The sequence below is a fragment of the Microbacterium sp. CFBP9034 genome (assembly GCF_034045255.1).
GTDB lineage: Bacteria > Actinomycetota > Actinomycetes > Actinomycetales > Microbacteriaceae > Microbacterium.
Genome location: NZ_JAXCWC010000002.1, coordinates 38274 through 52391, shown reverse-complemented (window position 1 = coordinate 52391; position 14118 = coordinate 38274). Strand labels below are relative to the sequence as shown.

At 67.2% G+C, this 14118-nt stretch carries 15 protein-coding genes; 10 read left to right on the top strand and 5 right to left on the bottom strand.

From position 1 onward, the window contains the following. Positions 1–68: 68 nt before the first annotated feature. The 5 genes from SOM19_RS11535 to SOM19_RS11515 all read right to left on the bottom strand — a co-directional run bounded on the left by SOM19_RS11535 (position 69) and on the right by SOM19_RS11515 (position 3753). A complete protein-coding gene (locus tag SOM19_RS11535; protein ID WP_320486749.1) occupies positions 69–1178 on the bottom strand; it encodes an alpha/beta hydrolase family protein in 1110 nt (369 codons plus the stop codon). Positions 1179–1204: 26 nt separating this feature from the next. Further along, entirely contained in the window at positions 1205–2218 is a 1014-nt protein-coding gene (locus tag SOM19_RS11530) for a hypothetical protein (protein WP_320486748.1), read from the bottom strand. Then, on the bottom strand, positions 2215–2679 hold the full coding sequence (locus SOM19_RS11525) for an ImmA/IrrE family metallo-endopeptidase (RefSeq protein ID WP_320486747.1): 465 nt from the start codon (positions 2677–2679) through the stop codon (positions 2215–2217). Before SOM19_RS11525 ends, SOM19_RS11530 begins: the two co-directional genes overlap by 4 nt. 67 nt (positions 2680–2746) lie before the next feature. After that, positions 2747–3175, bottom strand: coding sequence for a hypothetical protein (locus SOM19_RS11520; protein WP_320486746.1), 429 nt, complete (start codon positions 3173–3175; stop codon positions 2747–2749). A 260-nt stretch (positions 3176–3435) separates the two neighbouring features. Then, the gene (locus SOM19_RS11515; protein WP_320486745.1) at positions 3436–3753 is read right to left on the bottom strand and encodes a MarR family transcriptional regulator; all 318 of its coding nucleotides are present in this window, start codon (positions 3751–3753) and stop codon (positions 3436–3438) included. Between the two features lie 132 nt (positions 3754–3885). Here SOM19_RS11515 and SOM19_RS11510 point away from each other — a divergent pair, with 132 nt between their 5' ends. The 10 genes from SOM19_RS11510 to SOM19_RS11465 all read left to right on the top strand — a co-directional run bounded on the left by SOM19_RS11510 (position 3886) and on the right by SOM19_RS11465 (position 14117). Beyond that, the gene (locus tag SOM19_RS11510) at positions 3886–4626 is read left to right on the top strand and encodes a hypothetical protein (protein ID WP_320486744.1); all 741 of its coding nucleotides are present in this window, start codon (positions 3886–3888) and stop codon (positions 4624–4626) included. A gap of 1 nt (position 4627) precedes the next feature. Beyond that, the gene (locus SOM19_RS11505; RefSeq protein WP_320486743.1) at positions 4628–5239 is read left to right on the top strand and encodes a M23 family metallopeptidase; all 612 of its coding nucleotides are present in this window, start codon (positions 4628–4630) and stop codon (positions 5237–5239) included. A gap of 20 nt (positions 5240–5259) precedes the next feature. After that, a complete protein-coding gene (locus SOM19_RS11500; RefSeq protein WP_320486742.1) occupies positions 5260–5559 on the top strand; it encodes a hypothetical protein in 300 nt (99 codons plus the stop codon). Continuing rightward, positions 5559–7013, top strand: a complete 1455-nt coding sequence (locus SOM19_RS11495) for a hypothetical protein (protein ID WP_320486741.1) — start codon at positions 5559–5561, stop codon at positions 7011–7013. The genes SOM19_RS11500 and SOM19_RS11495 overlap by 1 nt, the downstream gene beginning before the upstream one ends. Further along, complete coding sequence (locus SOM19_RS11490; RefSeq protein ID WP_320486740.1) at positions 7013–8503, top strand: SCO6880 family protein; 1491 nt, start codon at positions 7013–7015, stop codon at positions 8501–8503. The genes SOM19_RS11495 and SOM19_RS11490 overlap by 1 nt, the downstream gene beginning before the upstream one ends. A 143-nt stretch (positions 8504–8646) precedes the next feature. Next, a complete protein-coding gene (locus SOM19_RS11485) occupies positions 8647–10107 on the top strand; it encodes a putative type IV secretion/conjugal transfer ATPase (protein WP_320486739.1) in 1461 nt (486 codons plus the stop codon). Next, positions 10097–11419 (top strand): ParA family protein, encoded by a 1323-nt coding sequence (locus tag SOM19_RS11480; RefSeq protein ID WP_320486738.1) that lies wholly within the window; start codon positions 10097–10099, stop codon positions 11417–11419. Before SOM19_RS11485 ends, SOM19_RS11480 begins: the two co-directional genes overlap by 11 nt. A 12-nt stretch (positions 11420–11431) precedes the next feature. Beyond that, positions 11432–13234: a type IV secretory system conjugative DNA transfer family protein gene (locus SOM19_RS11475; RefSeq protein ID WP_320486737.1), complete on the top strand. Its 1803-nt coding sequence runs from the start codon at positions 11432–11434 to the stop codon at positions 13232–13234. Further along, on the top strand, positions 13231–13623 hold the full coding sequence (locus SOM19_RS11470; protein WP_320486736.1) for an HNH endonuclease signature motif containing protein: 393 nt from the start codon (positions 13231–13233) through the stop codon (positions 13621–13623). Before SOM19_RS11475 ends, SOM19_RS11470 begins: the two co-directional genes overlap by 4 nt. Further along, positions 13620–14117 (top strand): hypothetical protein, encoded by a 498-nt coding sequence (locus tag SOM19_RS11465; protein ID WP_320486735.1) that lies wholly within the window; start codon positions 13620–13622, stop codon positions 14115–14117. The genes SOM19_RS11470 and SOM19_RS11465 overlap by 4 nt, the downstream gene beginning before the upstream one ends. Position 14118 lies beyond the last annotated feature (1 nt).

Sequence of the window (14118 nt, the reverse complement as noted above, 5' to 3'; positions counted from 1 at the left end):
GTTTGCAGCAGTCGCATCCTTGAGGCGAGCCGACCAGTCCCGCGGCGGCACCCAGCCGAGTCGAACAGTTACACCGGTGGGAGCCAGAGCCGGACGATATTGCTCCAGTGTTTGGGGTCGGAGTTCCACGACATTGCGTGGTCTGAGTTGAACTCCTCAAGAAGGACCACGTCAGGACGCAATCTCGCCAGCGCGCTCGACTGCGAACTCGGCGCGGACGAGTCTTCGACGCCGTGGAGGACCAAGGTCGGAACGGAAAGCTCGTCGGCACGCACCAGCCAGTCGAAGGCAGCGATCGAGATCCCCGATGGTAATCCGACGACGCGGGAGAGCAATGGACTCTGCAACCAGGGGTGAGCGAAGGCGCCAAACCACGAAGGCAGTCCCGCTCGTCGACAGTTGGCGTTGATCGTGGCCTGCCAGTCGAGCACCGGCGACTCCAAGACAAGTCCGTCGATCACGCCATGAAACTCGGCATCAGCCGCGATCTGGAGCGCTATCGCCGCGCCCATCGACCAACCGAACAGAGTGATCCGGCGGGCGCCGTGCGCGATCGCGAATTTAAGTGCGGCACGAACGTCCTCGGTCTCGGTCGCACCGAGAGTCGAGCGCCCGGAACCTACCCTCGGTCCCTCGCCATCGTTCCTGTAGGTGACGACGAGCGAAGTGATGCCCGCTTCGGATGCGACCTGGACGCCGCGCAACGTACCGGCTCGCGGACTTCCGAGACCGTGGATGTGGATCGCCCAATGATCGCTCTCGCCGCCCGGAGACCCGATCAGCCAGGCGGGCGCCGGACCAGCCGGAGTGTCGACGACCACGTCCTCCCCATCCAGCCCAGCGTCGTGAGGGTCGCGAAAGTAGATACCGCTCCATGACGCGCGCTCGCCTTGGCGAAGACTGCCGTCCGGGGTCACGCCTGTAACAACCCGCGTGACCGTCCCTTCGTCCTCGGCGATCACGTTGCCCAGACGAACCCATCCCCCGCCCCCGAGCCAGAGGTTAAACAGCCCAGGGGCCGCTGTCCGCGCAGTCCGATCAAGGACCACCGCCTCCTCGTCGCCCTGCCGCACAACATCTCGAACGACGAGGTCGTAAGCCCGACCAGATACGGGCGCTGTCAAGCGCCGCGCGATGACGAACCCGACCCCGGCCGCAGCGGCAGCGACCACTGCCACGCCCGCCGAGGCAAGCCCGAGCCCTCTCACTGCGCGCGCCCCGGCCGACCAGGGCGAGCGGAAACCTCGCCGCCACGCGAGCCCGCGCCGCGCCCAATCAGATGCGCCTCGGCTTCGTCGACCAGCACACGCTCATCATCGCTCAACTCGAACGTGACACGGGGGTCGATGACGGCATCCCGAATCTCGACCACCTGCCGGTGCAGCTGCGTCTCGTCATCCTCTGCGGCGATTCCCGCGCCGTACTGACTCAAGCCCGGGCGCACCCGGCTTGCCCGGTCCCAGATCGGCGTCACCCGATCGACTAGCGCGCGAGTCGCTCGAGCGCGCGTTTGCGCCCGCCCCCACCGAAGCGCCGGCTGCCCGGCCAGGCCCAAGCAGAGGAAGACGAAGGTCGTGAGGAAGAGCGGGTCATATGCCGCGCTGAGCCCGAACATCAGCTCCAGGTTCCCGGCGACGTGCGCGAGGTCCATTGCGATGATCACGATCGACAGCGCGAGCCCAGACAGGCTTCCGGTCAGGAGTGCCACTGCCGGCAGGCGATCGGCCGCGCGACTCTCCCCGATCTGCCGCGCAGCGATGGCCGCCATCGCGGTCAGGATTACCCCGTCATACACGAACTGGATGATCGAGTACCCTGCCGCAGCAGGCTGCGCCCCAAGGTCGAGCATGAAGGTCGTCGTCGTCGATCCCCGGTCGATGAGGAGGAAGGATGCCGCAGCCCCGGTGAGCGCGATCGCCAGAAGCGTCCAGCCCAGTGCAATGCGGACGGTGCCCGGCTTGGCTCGGCTCGCTTTCGCTACGCCTCGGCCAAGGAAGAAGATCCCGACCATCAAGGCAAGGTCGGCGAGAAGCGTCGCAACGTTGGTGCCGCCAAGGAGGTCGTCGACCCAGATGTAGACGGGGTCGATGTTGAGCGTCATCGCGATCGCGATCGTGACGGCGGAGTAGGTGATGCTCCGGTCGGCTCGGCCCCGCCGCAGGATGAGGAGCACCGCGACGAGCGCCCACATCAGCGCCGAGACGAGGGTCGGTGTCACCCGAAGATCTCCAGGAATCGCGATTCGTGGAAGGCCGAGCCGCGGATAGCCGCTGCAAGGTGATCGGCAAGGGCCTCTGCGAGGATCTCGTGCGCGGTGTCGAGATCCTGACGACCGAGCAGGCGGCGCCGGGTCGACGCGGGGATGTCGGGCAGCAGGAAGTCAGGAGTTGGGACAGTCTGGTCATCGCCATGATCGAGGATCATGTGCGCGAGTTCGTGCAGCACGAATTGCTGCCGGTGCAGCGCTGACTCACTGTGGGCATGAAGAACGAGATCCTCGGTCTCGGTCTCGAGCCACAGTGCGCAGATGCCGTCCTGGTCGTTCAGATCCGCGAGTTCGACGATTCGGAGAGGGCGCTGCCTCCGGTGCTGTATCGCATCGACGAGATCGTCGAGCGAGAAGGCCCCACCGAGGCGGAGTCCATCCATGGCCGTCGACACGGTCGCTTCGATGTTCACGGCGGCATCACTTCCTTCCGCAACCATCTGCACTACGGTGTCGGCCAGCGACCGATCCGGATTGCAGCTATGTATGCGCCACTTCCTCGTCCAAGAACCTGCTGATCGCCGCGAGCGCCTCGGGCGAGATGTCGCCGAGCGTGCGCGCCGCGTACGACTTCACCTTCGCGGCCCTCATCGACCGCACGAGTTCGAGCTGCGCTCTGACCTTCGCCGGCATCGGCGCGTCCTCCTCCCCGATGAGGAAGGCGGCATCGACACCGAAGTAGTCCGCGAGCCCCTCGAACAGGACGCGGTCTCGCACGTACCGATGACCGTTGACCATGTAGGTCCATCGCGAGCGGGAAAGGTTGACTCCACGCTCACGCAGGAAGCTCGCAAGCTGAGAGTAAGTCGGCTCGCTCCCGGTCTCGGCAATCGCGACATCCAGCAGCAGGCGAAGGCGTGTCGCCAGGTCTGCTGCACCTTCCTTGCTCTCGTCTTCTGTCATCTCCATGACCGTTCCTTTGCCCTCGGGTTAGGCAAGGCGTCTTCGATTGGGCATGCCCAACAACGCCACATGGATGCTCAATGTACTCGTTGGGCATGCTCAACTCAACCCTTGCGGATACGCGCACGATGGACAAAGCTGGTCGCCACGACAACTTTGAGCATGCTCAACACAAGGAGATGCCGCCAACAGCACGGCGGGAAGAGGTCGAGATGTCAGCGAAGACGCGAGCCTCGTCCACGATGAGGACGAAGGATGCCGAGAGCCTAGAACTCCCCGAGCACCTGGCCGAGCCGCATCATCATCTCGGTGACTTGCGCGTCGTCCACGATGTAGCGCACGCGTTGCCCTCGTACGGCGACGTCGCGGGGCGGATCGGCGATGATCAGCCCGACGTCCAGCAGCTTCTCCAGCCCGTTGGCGACGGTCATCTTCGGAATCTCGAGCGCGTCGGCGATCTCGGCCCGCGTCTGCCCAGGGTTCTTGCGCAGGTGACCGATGATCGTCGCCTGCATCATGTTCCCGAGAGCCTTGATCGGATCCTCCGCGTACTCACTGTTCGCGGGGCGTGTGTAGCGGGGCACAGCCTCAGTCTGTCGCACGCCCGGATGCTCGTCCAGATGACAGAAGCAAAAAGTGCTTCACAAGTCGAGTGTAGTGTTATACGCTTCCCTCATGTCAAGGCCGGCACTGCTCAGAAGCCGCGGAGGTAGATGATGATCCAACCGCGCAGCCGGGCCACGCGCCGAGGTCTCATCTGGGCTGTCGCCGGGGGGCTGATCGTGATCGGCGCGGTCGTGGCGATTGTCGTCTCGTCGATGATGGCTCAAGTGCCGACCGCCGATCCGACTCCAACTGGTTCGAGCGGCGCGGCCTCCACGCCGCACGACACCGCCGCTCCTGCAGGGAAGTTCGTCGACCCCGCCGTTATCGAGCGCGGCTGGGTTCCCGAGCCGATCACACCCGACCCCGACGTCTATGTTCGCGCAGCGCTGGCCGCGGCATCCACTTTCGATACCCAACTCAGCACACGCCAGGAGTGGCTCGCGTATCTGGACACGTGGTTCACTCCCGACACCCGATATGCCTCCGAGCAGGACCGCGAAGACGACATGCGCGCAGCACAGCTCGAGCTGCGCCAGGGTGTCGTCCTCCCGGAAGAGGAATGGAAATCGCTTGCGAACGAAGACGGACGCGTGACGGCGACCGTGCCGGGCGAGATCTCGTACCAGCTCGTTCCGGATGACGCGTCCGGCGACATGCGCATCGGGACGGCTGATGTCGTCCTGACATACACGCGCGCAGACGGCGCGGGCACGCAGTCCCCGTACGACGAGACCGTTCGCGTGAGCATCCAGGTGCTGTGTGGAGCGGGCTCGATCCCCACGCCGGACAGCGCGCAGCAGCCCGGAGACTGCAAGGTCGTCCGCTACTTCTCGGGGTCACTGGAGGGCTGACATGGGCGCCCCGGTCGCTGCCGCAGCAGCCCTCGCGAACACCAAGACCGGGCGCAGAGTCGTAACGGGGGCACTGCTCGTCGTCGCGCTCGTCGCCGCACTGTTGCTGACGCCGCTGATCGCCATTCCCTTCGCCGTTGCCGGTCAGTCAGCGGCGGGCGCGATCGCGAATCGCCCCGCGATCGTGGCGAACGGCGCGTGGGGCTACCCACTCGCGGGCGACTACTGGAAGGGGCGCGGGTTCGGCCATAACCCCGTCGTCGGGTGCAGCTACTGCTCGACGAATCACAAGGGCTACGACATGGCGCAGTCGTGCGGTGCGACGATCTTCGCCTCCGGACCTGGCCTCGTCATCACTGCCGGGTCGTACTACGGCTGGGGAAACACCGTCCGCATCGACCACGGCGACGGACTCATCACGCTCTACGGGCACATGCAGTGGGGCTCGATCCGGGTCTCCGTCGGCGACGCCGTTGCCGCTGGTGCGCCGCTCGGCGCAGAGGGCAACACCGGCCGGTCCTTCGGGTGCCACCTGCACTTCGAGGTCCAACGGGACGGCGTCCCGATCGACCCACAACCCTTCATGGCCGCGCTCGGCCTTCCGCTCAAGTGATCCAACCGAGGGAGCAAGTCATGCGAACAGCACTCATCGCGCCGGCCGACGTCGACGTCCCGGACATCGAGCCCGACTTCTCGGCGCCTTTCTTCCAGGGCTTCCAGGTCATCGCGTCCTACATCCTGGCGGGCGCCATGCTCGTCGTCCTCATCATGCTGATCATCGCTGGCGCCGCCCTCGCATTCCGCGGCCTGGCCTCGGACCGCGTGCGCACGTGGGCCGGCGAGAACATCCTCTGGATCTTCATCGCCGCCGCCGTGCTCGGCGCCGCGAGCGGACTGTTCCAATGGTTCGTCAACTTCGACTTCGGGTTCTGATGCGCCGGCTCCGCCCCACCCTTTTCGGTGCGGCGCTGGGCCTCGGGCTCGCGCTGACCGCGGTCGCGCCCGCAAGCGCGACCGAAGCGGAAGCCGCGGCATCCGTCACCGTCGCACCCGCCGCCGGGAACGCAACCCCCGTGACGGGCGAGCCGTGGTCGTCGCCCGCCTATCCCGTCGATTGTTACCAGGTCGACGCGCAGATCACCTGCACGCCCCAGAACACAGCCGACATCAAGCCGCAGCAGTGCTTGATCAACGTCTTCGTCGACGGCGCGAAGGCCACCGTCTGCACGACCGACGAAGCGCATGTCTCCGCAATCAAGACCAGCGGCGGCAAGCCCTTGCTCGTCGAGTACGGCTGCTCGCTCGCCGACGTGGTCTGCGTGACGTTCGAGAACGCGGGGCGAGGGATGGCGCTCTCGGCGACGTCGATGATGTTCGCGGTCGCGCAGAACATGCGCTTCGACACCTCGTCGCTGCTGTGGACCGCTTCGACGAAGGAGTGGTCGTTCTGGCAGTGGGCTGTGCTCGCCATCCTGTTCGGCGCGATGGTGTGGGCAGTCGCCGCCGCCATCGTCTCGGGTGATCGCGCCGAGCTCGTCGGAGCGATTGTGCGAGCCTTCATCGCGATCCCTGCCACCGCGATCAGCCTCTGGGCGACGGGCCACCTTCTCAACGCGGTCGACGACCTCACGTGGTACGTCATGAGCCGCGACGGGTCGGGCGGATTGTTCGCGACCCTTCAGTCGGTCATGTGGGCAGGCGGCCAGGCGAACTACTTCTTCGCGTTCGTCATCCACGGCTTGCTGATGATCGGGATGCTGCTCCTCATGCTCGTCTTCGCGTTCCGCAACATCGTGCTCGCGGCGCTGATCGCGGTCGGACCGATCGCATGGATGCTGTACCCCGTGCGGGCCGTGGGGCCGCAGTGGGTCGTCCGCTATGTCTCCGCCGTCGTCGTGCTTCTCCTCACCGGGCCGCTCACGATCGGGTTCGTCACGCTCATCATCAACGGGCTCGCTACGGTGCGGACGATCTGGGACCCGCAGTCCTGGCCTCTCCTCATTGGGCTCGTTCTCGTCGCCTTCGCGCCGTTCGCTGTGTTCGGCCTATTCAGCTTCGTCGGCGCCGTCGCCGCTGACTCGATCGGCTCACGTGTCGGCGCGGGCGCGGGTCAGGCCGCGTCGAGGGCGGCGAGATCGGCCTCCCACGTGCCGAGCCGAATCGCTGCAATGCCCGCAGGCATCGGCACGCGGACGGCGAGCGCCGGCTCGCGGGGCGGCACCCCGACCTCGGGCTCGTCGACCGGCACCTCCGGGCGCAAACCCGCGGGGCAGCCGACCACCGGGTCCGGGGTGCCGCCGGCCACCTCGCCCTCTTCCTCGCCGCAAGCCTCCACCACAGCGTCGACGGGCAATCCGCCGCGCACTCGTACAGAGAGGACAGCGTGATGACCACTCACGACCTTGCGCGCCCGGTCCGACTTCCCCGGCGTTCACGACAGGGCGTTGTCATGGGCATGGACGGTTGGCAGCTCACGTGCATCACGATCGCTGCGATCGCACTGCTCGCGAGCATGAACCGTTTCGGACCTCCGGGACTTCTCTACGCGGCGCCGGTCTATCTGCCGATCGGAGGATTCGCGTTCGTCACGATTCACGGCGACTCCGCGCCGCGACAGGTCGGCCTGTGGCTCATGAAGCAGATCAGGCACATGGCAGGCGCGACGCGCCACGTCTACCGCCCCGAGCGCGCGCAGCTCGCGGGCACCCTGAACCTTCCCGGCATCCGCGCCTCCATCCGGTTGTGGGATGTCGACAGCGTCGCCTGCGCGTACAACCCGCACGATCGCTCCGTGTCGGTCACCGCCGAAGTCGAGGTGCAGGGCTTCCTCATGAAGGACCTCGCCGAACGCTACGACCTGGCGCAGCAGTGGTCGCCCGTGCTCGCATCGTTCACGCAGCGACCGGGCATCAAGCGCGCGGTGCTTCAGGAGCGCACCATCCCGACGACGATCCGTGCCGCACGAGATCACTATGAATCCGCCCGGCGCCGGCGCGGGGTCGACGAGACCTCTCCGATCGCCCGCAACTACGACGAGGTCATGAACACCTCCGAGTCGTTCGCAGTGTCGCACCGCAACTACCTGACGTTCACGCTCGATCTGATCGCTCTGGGCTCGCAGCTGAAGGCGCTCGGCGGTGGCGAGGATGCGGTCAAGGCGCTCGCTTCGCTCGAAGCGCGCAACCTTGCGGACGCGCTAAGCGCGGCGCGCATCCGAGTGCGGCGCTGGCTGACGGTACGGGATGTCGCGGCTCTCGCCCGCGTCGGGTTCGATCCCGAGTTCGCGGCCAACGTGCAGAACCGTGACGACGCGCACAAGGGCGTCGACCCCATCGCGATCGGACCCATGTACCTCGAAGAACCTCGAGGCGCGAACGGCATCGTCTACAGCGACTCAGCCGTGCACACGACGATGTGGATCCACGAATGGCCCCGGTCGGATGCCGCCATCGGCTTCGTCGAGCCGATCGTGTTCGCACGGATGCCGTCGACCGGAGAGGCGATCACGCACATCCTCTCTATCGTTCTCACGCCGGTCTCCGTGAAGAAGGCGATGCGCCGCATCGAGGACGACAAGAAGGTCTGGCGCGGCAACGAGAAGCTGCGCGCCAAGCGAGGCGTCGACGGATCGGCCGCGGACGCAGCCGACTGGGAAGCGCTCGAGCGGCAGGAAGAGGAGATCGTCGCCGGCCACGGTGAGTTCCGGTATGGCGCCTATCTGACGGTGACGGCTCCCGACCAGCAGAAGCTCGAGCAGGCGATCGCCGGCATGCGCAACGCGCTCGCGCGAGCGGGCATGGAGCCGCAGATCCTCTACTGCCAGCAGGCAGAAGCCCTCATGGTGAACGCGCTTCCTCTCGGTCTGGGGATGAAGTGATGGGCCGTCCCTTCGCGGTCTTCGAGCCGGGCGATCTCACGCGACGCGAGCGGCGCGCCCTCCGGCACGAGGCTGCCGGCAACGCACACGACGACAAACCCGCGAAGAGACGCCGCCGCGACCGTGCGCTTCCGCCAGCAGCTATGTCCGGCCCCTTCGGGCCCGGGCTCGCTCAAGGCGGCTACTGGAACCTCGCGCGTCCCAGCATCCCGGCCCATCAGGCCACCTCGCGACAGATCTCAGGCATCTATCCGTTCGTGGCGGATGCCGGGCTCGGCCATCGCGGTCCGATCCTTGGTGTCGACCTGAATGCCGATGCGCTGTGGCACTTCTCGCCGTGGGAAGCGTACGCCGACGCGTCCGACCGCGGCACCTTCTCGACGAACCTGCTCGTGCTCGGCGCCTATCGGGCGGGCAAGTCGGCCACGATCAAGACGCTCGTGACCCGATCGCTCGCGTTCGGCCATCAGGCTGTCGTCCCCTCTGACCCGAAGGGCGAGTGGGTGACCGTCGCCGAAGCCGTGCCGGGAGGCGTCGTCATCCGTATCGGCGGAGGAAGCGCCGCACGGCTCAACCCCCTCGACCGTGGCCCGCGCCGCGTCGATGCCGACGATGAGCAGCACGAGAAGATGGTCCGTCAGCGGCGCATCACAACGCTCGTCTCCCTGATCGAGATGGCCCTCGGCTCGACCCGACTCACGGCCGTCGAACACGCAGCCATCCACGACGCCCTCGCGCGCAGCATCCGCTCCACCGGCGACCGTCCCACCCTGCGGAGCGTCTACGAGCACCTCGGGACGATCGTCGACGACACCGGCACCGACTTCCGGCTCTCCGACGGCGCGGTCCAGCCGCGGTTCGTGCTGCGTCGCTTCGTCGAGGGCGACCTGTCGGGCCTCTTCGAAGACGAGTCGACCGTCGCGTTCGACGCCGACTCGCCGATCGTCGTCGTCGACACGAGCGAGCTCTTCGCACGCAGCGAGCTGGTCGCCCAGCTCACCCAGGTGTGCACGACGGCCTGGATCCAGGCCGTCGTGTCGGACCGCTCCGCCGGACGCACGCGGTATCTCATCCGCGAGGAGGGCTGGCGTGACATGACGTCGCTCGCGGCGCTGCAGATGTTCCAGCAATGGCTGAAGCTCTCGCGTCATTACGGCATCAGCAACGTCGTCATCCTGCACAAGATGGGTGACCTCGACGCCGTCGGCGACGCCGACTCGAAGGAGCGCAACCTCGCGTACTCGATCGTCGGCGACATCGAGAACAAGTTCATCTTCCGCGTGAACCACCAAGAGGCGGCTGCCCTCCGCGAGCGGCTCAACATTCCTGCGACGCATGTCGAAGACGCACGACGACTGCGCATGGGCGTCTTCCTCGCGTACATCGGCCAATACGCCTACGCGGTCGACTGCTTTGCAACATCCACACCGTGGGAGTTCGAGCTGTTCGCGACCGATTCCGCGATGCAGCCGGCGGACGACGGGATGCTGCAGCTTCTCGACCTCGAACTGCTCGACCATTTCTGGCCCGAGCAGACCCCTGCAGACGACGGCCTCGACGGCTGGCTGTCGCAACCCCGGAAGGAGACCTTCGATGAGCGTTGACACCGCTCTCCGCGTCTACGCGAGCGTCACAGGACCGACCGCGATCTTCACCTCCCCAGACGGGGTCGACCAGCCCATCACCGCTCCGCCGGGCCACGACATCCGTCACATGATCATCAAGCGCGCCGCCTCCGAGGCGCGGCACGCCGCCAGCGTCGTAGAGCTCGTCACCTCGGGCGACCAGGGCGAGTACCACCTCGTCGTCGACGCGCTGGGCGGGGTCACATCGGTGAGCCCGCACAGCAGCACCCCGCAGGAGGACGTGCCGCAGGCGGTGCGCGCAGTTCCTGACTACGAGAAGGCGTCAGAGGGAAAGGAGGTGAGCACCCTGGCTCAGGGGCAGGAGGCGTTCGGGAATTCCGAGACCCCTGCCCCTGAGCCGCTCGCCACGGAACCACGGCCTCGCCCGTCGTTCATCGCGACCTCAACGGTCGCCGCGCCGACGCACAGCGGATGGCGCGGCTTCCTGTCATCGTTCGGGCTGACAGGCGGCCCATCCCGCGCCGAGAAGGAGCGCCGCGACGCCCAGGGGCTCGTCTCTCAGCAATGGGCGGGATGCCGAACCGCCGCCGTCGTGAACGGCAAGGGCGGCGTCGGCAAGACGATGACGACGGCCATGATCGCCGCCGTGTTCGCACGCAACGGCGGCGGCAATGTGCTCGCGTGGGACAACAACGACACAAGGGGAACGCTCGGCTGGCGCACCGAGCAGGGACTCTACGACACGACGGTCCGCGATCTGCTCCCCGCGGCATCCGATCTCCTCGCGCCGACCGCCGGGATCTCGGGCATCGCGCGGTTCGTGCACCACCAGAGCGTCGACCGGTACGACGTGCTGCGCTCGAACCCCGAACTGCTCGCCGCGCATCAGAGGATCGAGCAGGTCGAGTTCGACACGCTCATGCAGGTTGCTGCCCGCTACTACCGGCTGGTGTTCTTCGACTCGGGCAATGACGAGTCGGCCGAGCGATGGCTTCGGATGGTCGACTCGTCGTACCAGCTTGTGATCCCCACCATCGCGGCGCCCGAGTCCGCTGAGTCGGCGGCGCTCCTGCTCGACGCGCTGCGCGAGAGGGACGAACGCTCTCGTTTGCTTGCCGACAACGCGGTCGTGGTCGTCACTCAGACAGAGCCCGCCGGCACCGCCGCGGCGCACCGGATCGCCGACGCCTTCGGCGGGAACGTCAGGTCAGTCCAGCGCATCCCGTTCGACCCGGCGCTCAAGTCCGGACCGCTGAGGTTCGATAGCCTCCACCGGGCGACGCAGGACGCTTGGCTGCGGGCTGCCGCGGCTGTCGCGAGCGGGTTCTGAAGAAGGCGAATCATGAACGGGATGCTGGGCAAGGCCATCGCGATCGCGATTGCCGGGGGTGTCGTCCTCAGCGTCGCCGTCGCGTTCCTGACCGAGGCCGTCGTGTATTTGGTGTGCGGAGCGGGGCCCGAGGCGGAGTCGATGTTCTCGGCGCTGTGGCTGGCGATCACCGGCGATGTCAGCGGGTTCGCACCGATTTCCGGGTGCGAATTGCCGGTCGTCGAGATCCGGATCGTCGACCTCGTCGCCGTCGCGCTCGTCGTGGCGGTCGCGGTGTGTGCGTGGATCGCCTACCGGCGATACCAGCAGTCCGACCAGTCGTTCATCAGCGACCTGCGCCGGCGGCCCGGGTTCGCCGAGGCATCCGAGATCAATCACCACCTGTCGGCGAAAGCAGTGCTCAAGCGGGCACGACAGCTGCGCCCCGACCTCAGCCGGCCGCGCCCGACGGACGTCGGGTGGCGCGTGGGTCGATCTCGCAGGAAGGACGTGTTCGTGTCGATCGAAGACTCCGTCGCACTCGAAGGCCCTCCGCGCTCGGGCAAGGGGTATCGCGTGCTCATCTCAGCGATCCTCGACTGGTCGGGTCCGCTCATCACGACATCGACGACGAACGATAACCTCACGGCGACGCTGCGGATGCGGGAGCGACGCGGAGAGGTGCACGTCTTCGACCCGCAGGGACTCTCGGGTACACGGCATCCGCTCCGCGTCTCTCCCATCGCGGGTTGTGAAGACCCCCTCGTCGCGATGCAGCGCGGCGCCGCGATCATCACCGGCACCGCTCTCGGCGCGTCGACGACGAACGGCGAGTGGGCCCAGGCATCAGGGGTCGTGCTCGGCCGCCTCCTGCACGCCGCAGCGGTCGCCAACTGCTCGATCGAAGACCTCTACAACTGGGGCACAAGCCCGATCCTCGCCCGACGGTCTGCCGTGTCGATCCTCCGCTCCGACGGCGCTCCGGGCTGGGGTGAGAACCTCGAGGCGACGCTCGCCTCCGACGACAAGCTCGTCTCGTCAATCTGGTTCGGCGTGCAGGGGGCGGTCGCTCCTCTCGCCGTTCCGAAGATCCGCGACGCGCTCACGCCGCGCCCGGGCGACGTCGTCTTCGACCCGCGCGCCTTCCTCCATGGAGCGAACACGCTGTACCTCATCGGCTCCGCTTCGGGCGCGTCGGCGATGGGTGGCTTCCTCGGCGCGCTGCTCGACGACATCGTCGAGGTGGCGCGCGTCCGCGCATTGGCGTCACCCGGCGCGAGGCTGCAGCATCCGCTCGGTCTGATCCTGGACGAGATCGTGAACATGTTCCGCTGGGGCAACCTCCCTCGCATCATGGCCGATGGCGGCGGCCGCGGCATCTGCACCTTCGTCGTGCTGCAGGCCCTCTCCCAAGCGGAGACGTCGTGGTCGCGCGCCGAAGCCGACACGATCTGGGCCGCCGCGACCGCGAAGGTGCTGCTCGGGGGCGCGTCCCACGTCGATCATCTGCGCGACGTCGAGGCCCTGCTCGGCACGCGGCAGACGCGGCGCACGCAGCGCTCGTGGTCGACGCGAGAGGCGGGGCACTCGACGAGCGAGCACCACGAACGGCTTGCGCTCATGTCGGTCGACGAGATCCGACGGATGCCTCAGAACGTCGGCCTGCTCGCCTACCGGAATCGCCGCGGCGTGCTCCTCGACCTCAGTGGCTGGGACGAGCGGCGCGATGCCCGCGACATCCAAGCCGGCAAGCGCGACACGGAGCGCGAGCAGCAGACGGTGTTCAGCGAGGTTGACCACCCCGCCCCGGCGCCCGAGGTGGCGAGCGAGCCATGAGCAATCGTCGGAAGACAGGGGTGCGCAGCGCGTACCGGGCGGAGTTCCTCCGCTCGCCGGCGTGGTTCGCGCGCCGCTCGCGATGGTTCCGCAAGCAGGATCGAGTCCGGCGCCCGCTTGTGTGTGCGGCCTGCGGCGGGCTCGCGACGAGCGCGCAGCTGGAGCTCCATCACCTCGACTACTCGGGCGTGCGTTTCGTCGGCGGTGGATGGCGGGCGTTCGAGCGCCACGACGACCTCGTGCCGCTGCATCCGTACTGTCACGATCTGCTGCACCGCCTCATCGACCGCGATCGCGTTCTCGCCTTTCACCGATCTCGCCGCGTCGCATCGGTGATCGCGCTGGAGCGTTTGCGGGTGAAGCTGCAGAGACAAGAGGACGCCTCGTGAACGACGACTTCGACCCGGAAGAGATCGAGCGCCTCATCGCGGCCGAGCTCGCGCGGACCGCGCCCGCGGGTGGCGCCGCCGATCCGCTGGGGACGCACCCTGTCGACTGGCGGAACCTGTCTCCGGAGCAGGCGAGTACCGAGTGGACGACCCTGCGCGAGTGGGTCGAGTGGTTCACCGTCCGCTACAGCGTGGCAGTCAGCGTCGTTCCAGGGTGCTGGTGGAAGCACGGTGCCCTCGTCGAGGAGCTCTCGGCACTCCACGTCGCCCACCTCGCAGCCTTCGACGACAGCGACAGCGGGCTCGGGCCCATCGGATGGCACGAACGCCTCGCGCTCGCACGCACCCGCCTCCAGCACGCGGGGGCGGGATGCTCCAGCGGACACTTCGAACTCAAGTCTCGCTCGTGGGATGCCGTCACTAACGAAGCGGAATGGGACGCGTGGATCACCCAGAGCCACGCCGGCCGAGACACAGTCGTGTCTCACGAATGAG

Excerpts from the sequence above, each read along its gene's own strand:
- SOM19_RS11475 (WP_320486737.1), top strand. The coding sequence starts at position 11,432 with ATGAACGGGATGCTGGGCAAGGCCATCGCGATCGCGATTGCCGGGGGT.
- SOM19_RS11485 (WP_320486739.1), top strand. The coding sequence starts at position 8,647 with ATGTCCGGCCCCTTCGGGCCCGGGCTCGCTCAAGGCGGCTACTGGAAC.
- SOM19_RS11505 (WP_320486743.1), top strand. The coding sequence starts at position 4,628 with ATGGGCGCCCCGGTCGCTGCCGCAGCAGCCCTCGCGAACACCAAGACC.
- SOM19_RS11510 (WP_320486744.1), top strand. The coding sequence starts at position 3,886 with ATGATCCAACCGCGCAGCCGGGCCACGCGCCGAGGTCTCATCTGGGCT.
- SOM19_RS11520 (WP_320486746.1), bottom strand. The coding sequence starts at position 3,175 with ATGGAGATGACAGAAGACGAGAGCAAGGAAGGTGCAGCAGACCTGGCG.
- SOM19_RS11500 (WP_320486742.1), top strand. The coding sequence starts at position 5,260 with ATGCGAACAGCACTCATCGCGCCGGCCGACGTCGACGTCCCGGACATC.
- SOM19_RS11470 (WP_320486736.1), top strand. The coding sequence starts at position 13,231 with ATGAGCAATCGTCGGAAGACAGGGGTGCGCAGCGCGTACCGGGCGGAG.
- SOM19_RS11495 (WP_320486741.1), top strand. The coding sequence starts at position 5,559 with ATGCGCCGGCTCCGCCCCACCCTTTTCGGTGCGGCGCTGGGCCTCGGG.
- SOM19_RS11480 (WP_320486738.1), top strand. The coding sequence starts at position 10,097 with ATGAGCGTTGACACCGCTCTCCGCGTCTACGCGAGCGTCACAGGACCG.
- SOM19_RS11490 (WP_320486740.1), top strand. The coding sequence starts at position 7,013 with ATGACCACTCACGACCTTGCGCGCCCGGTCCGACTTCCCCGGCGTTCA.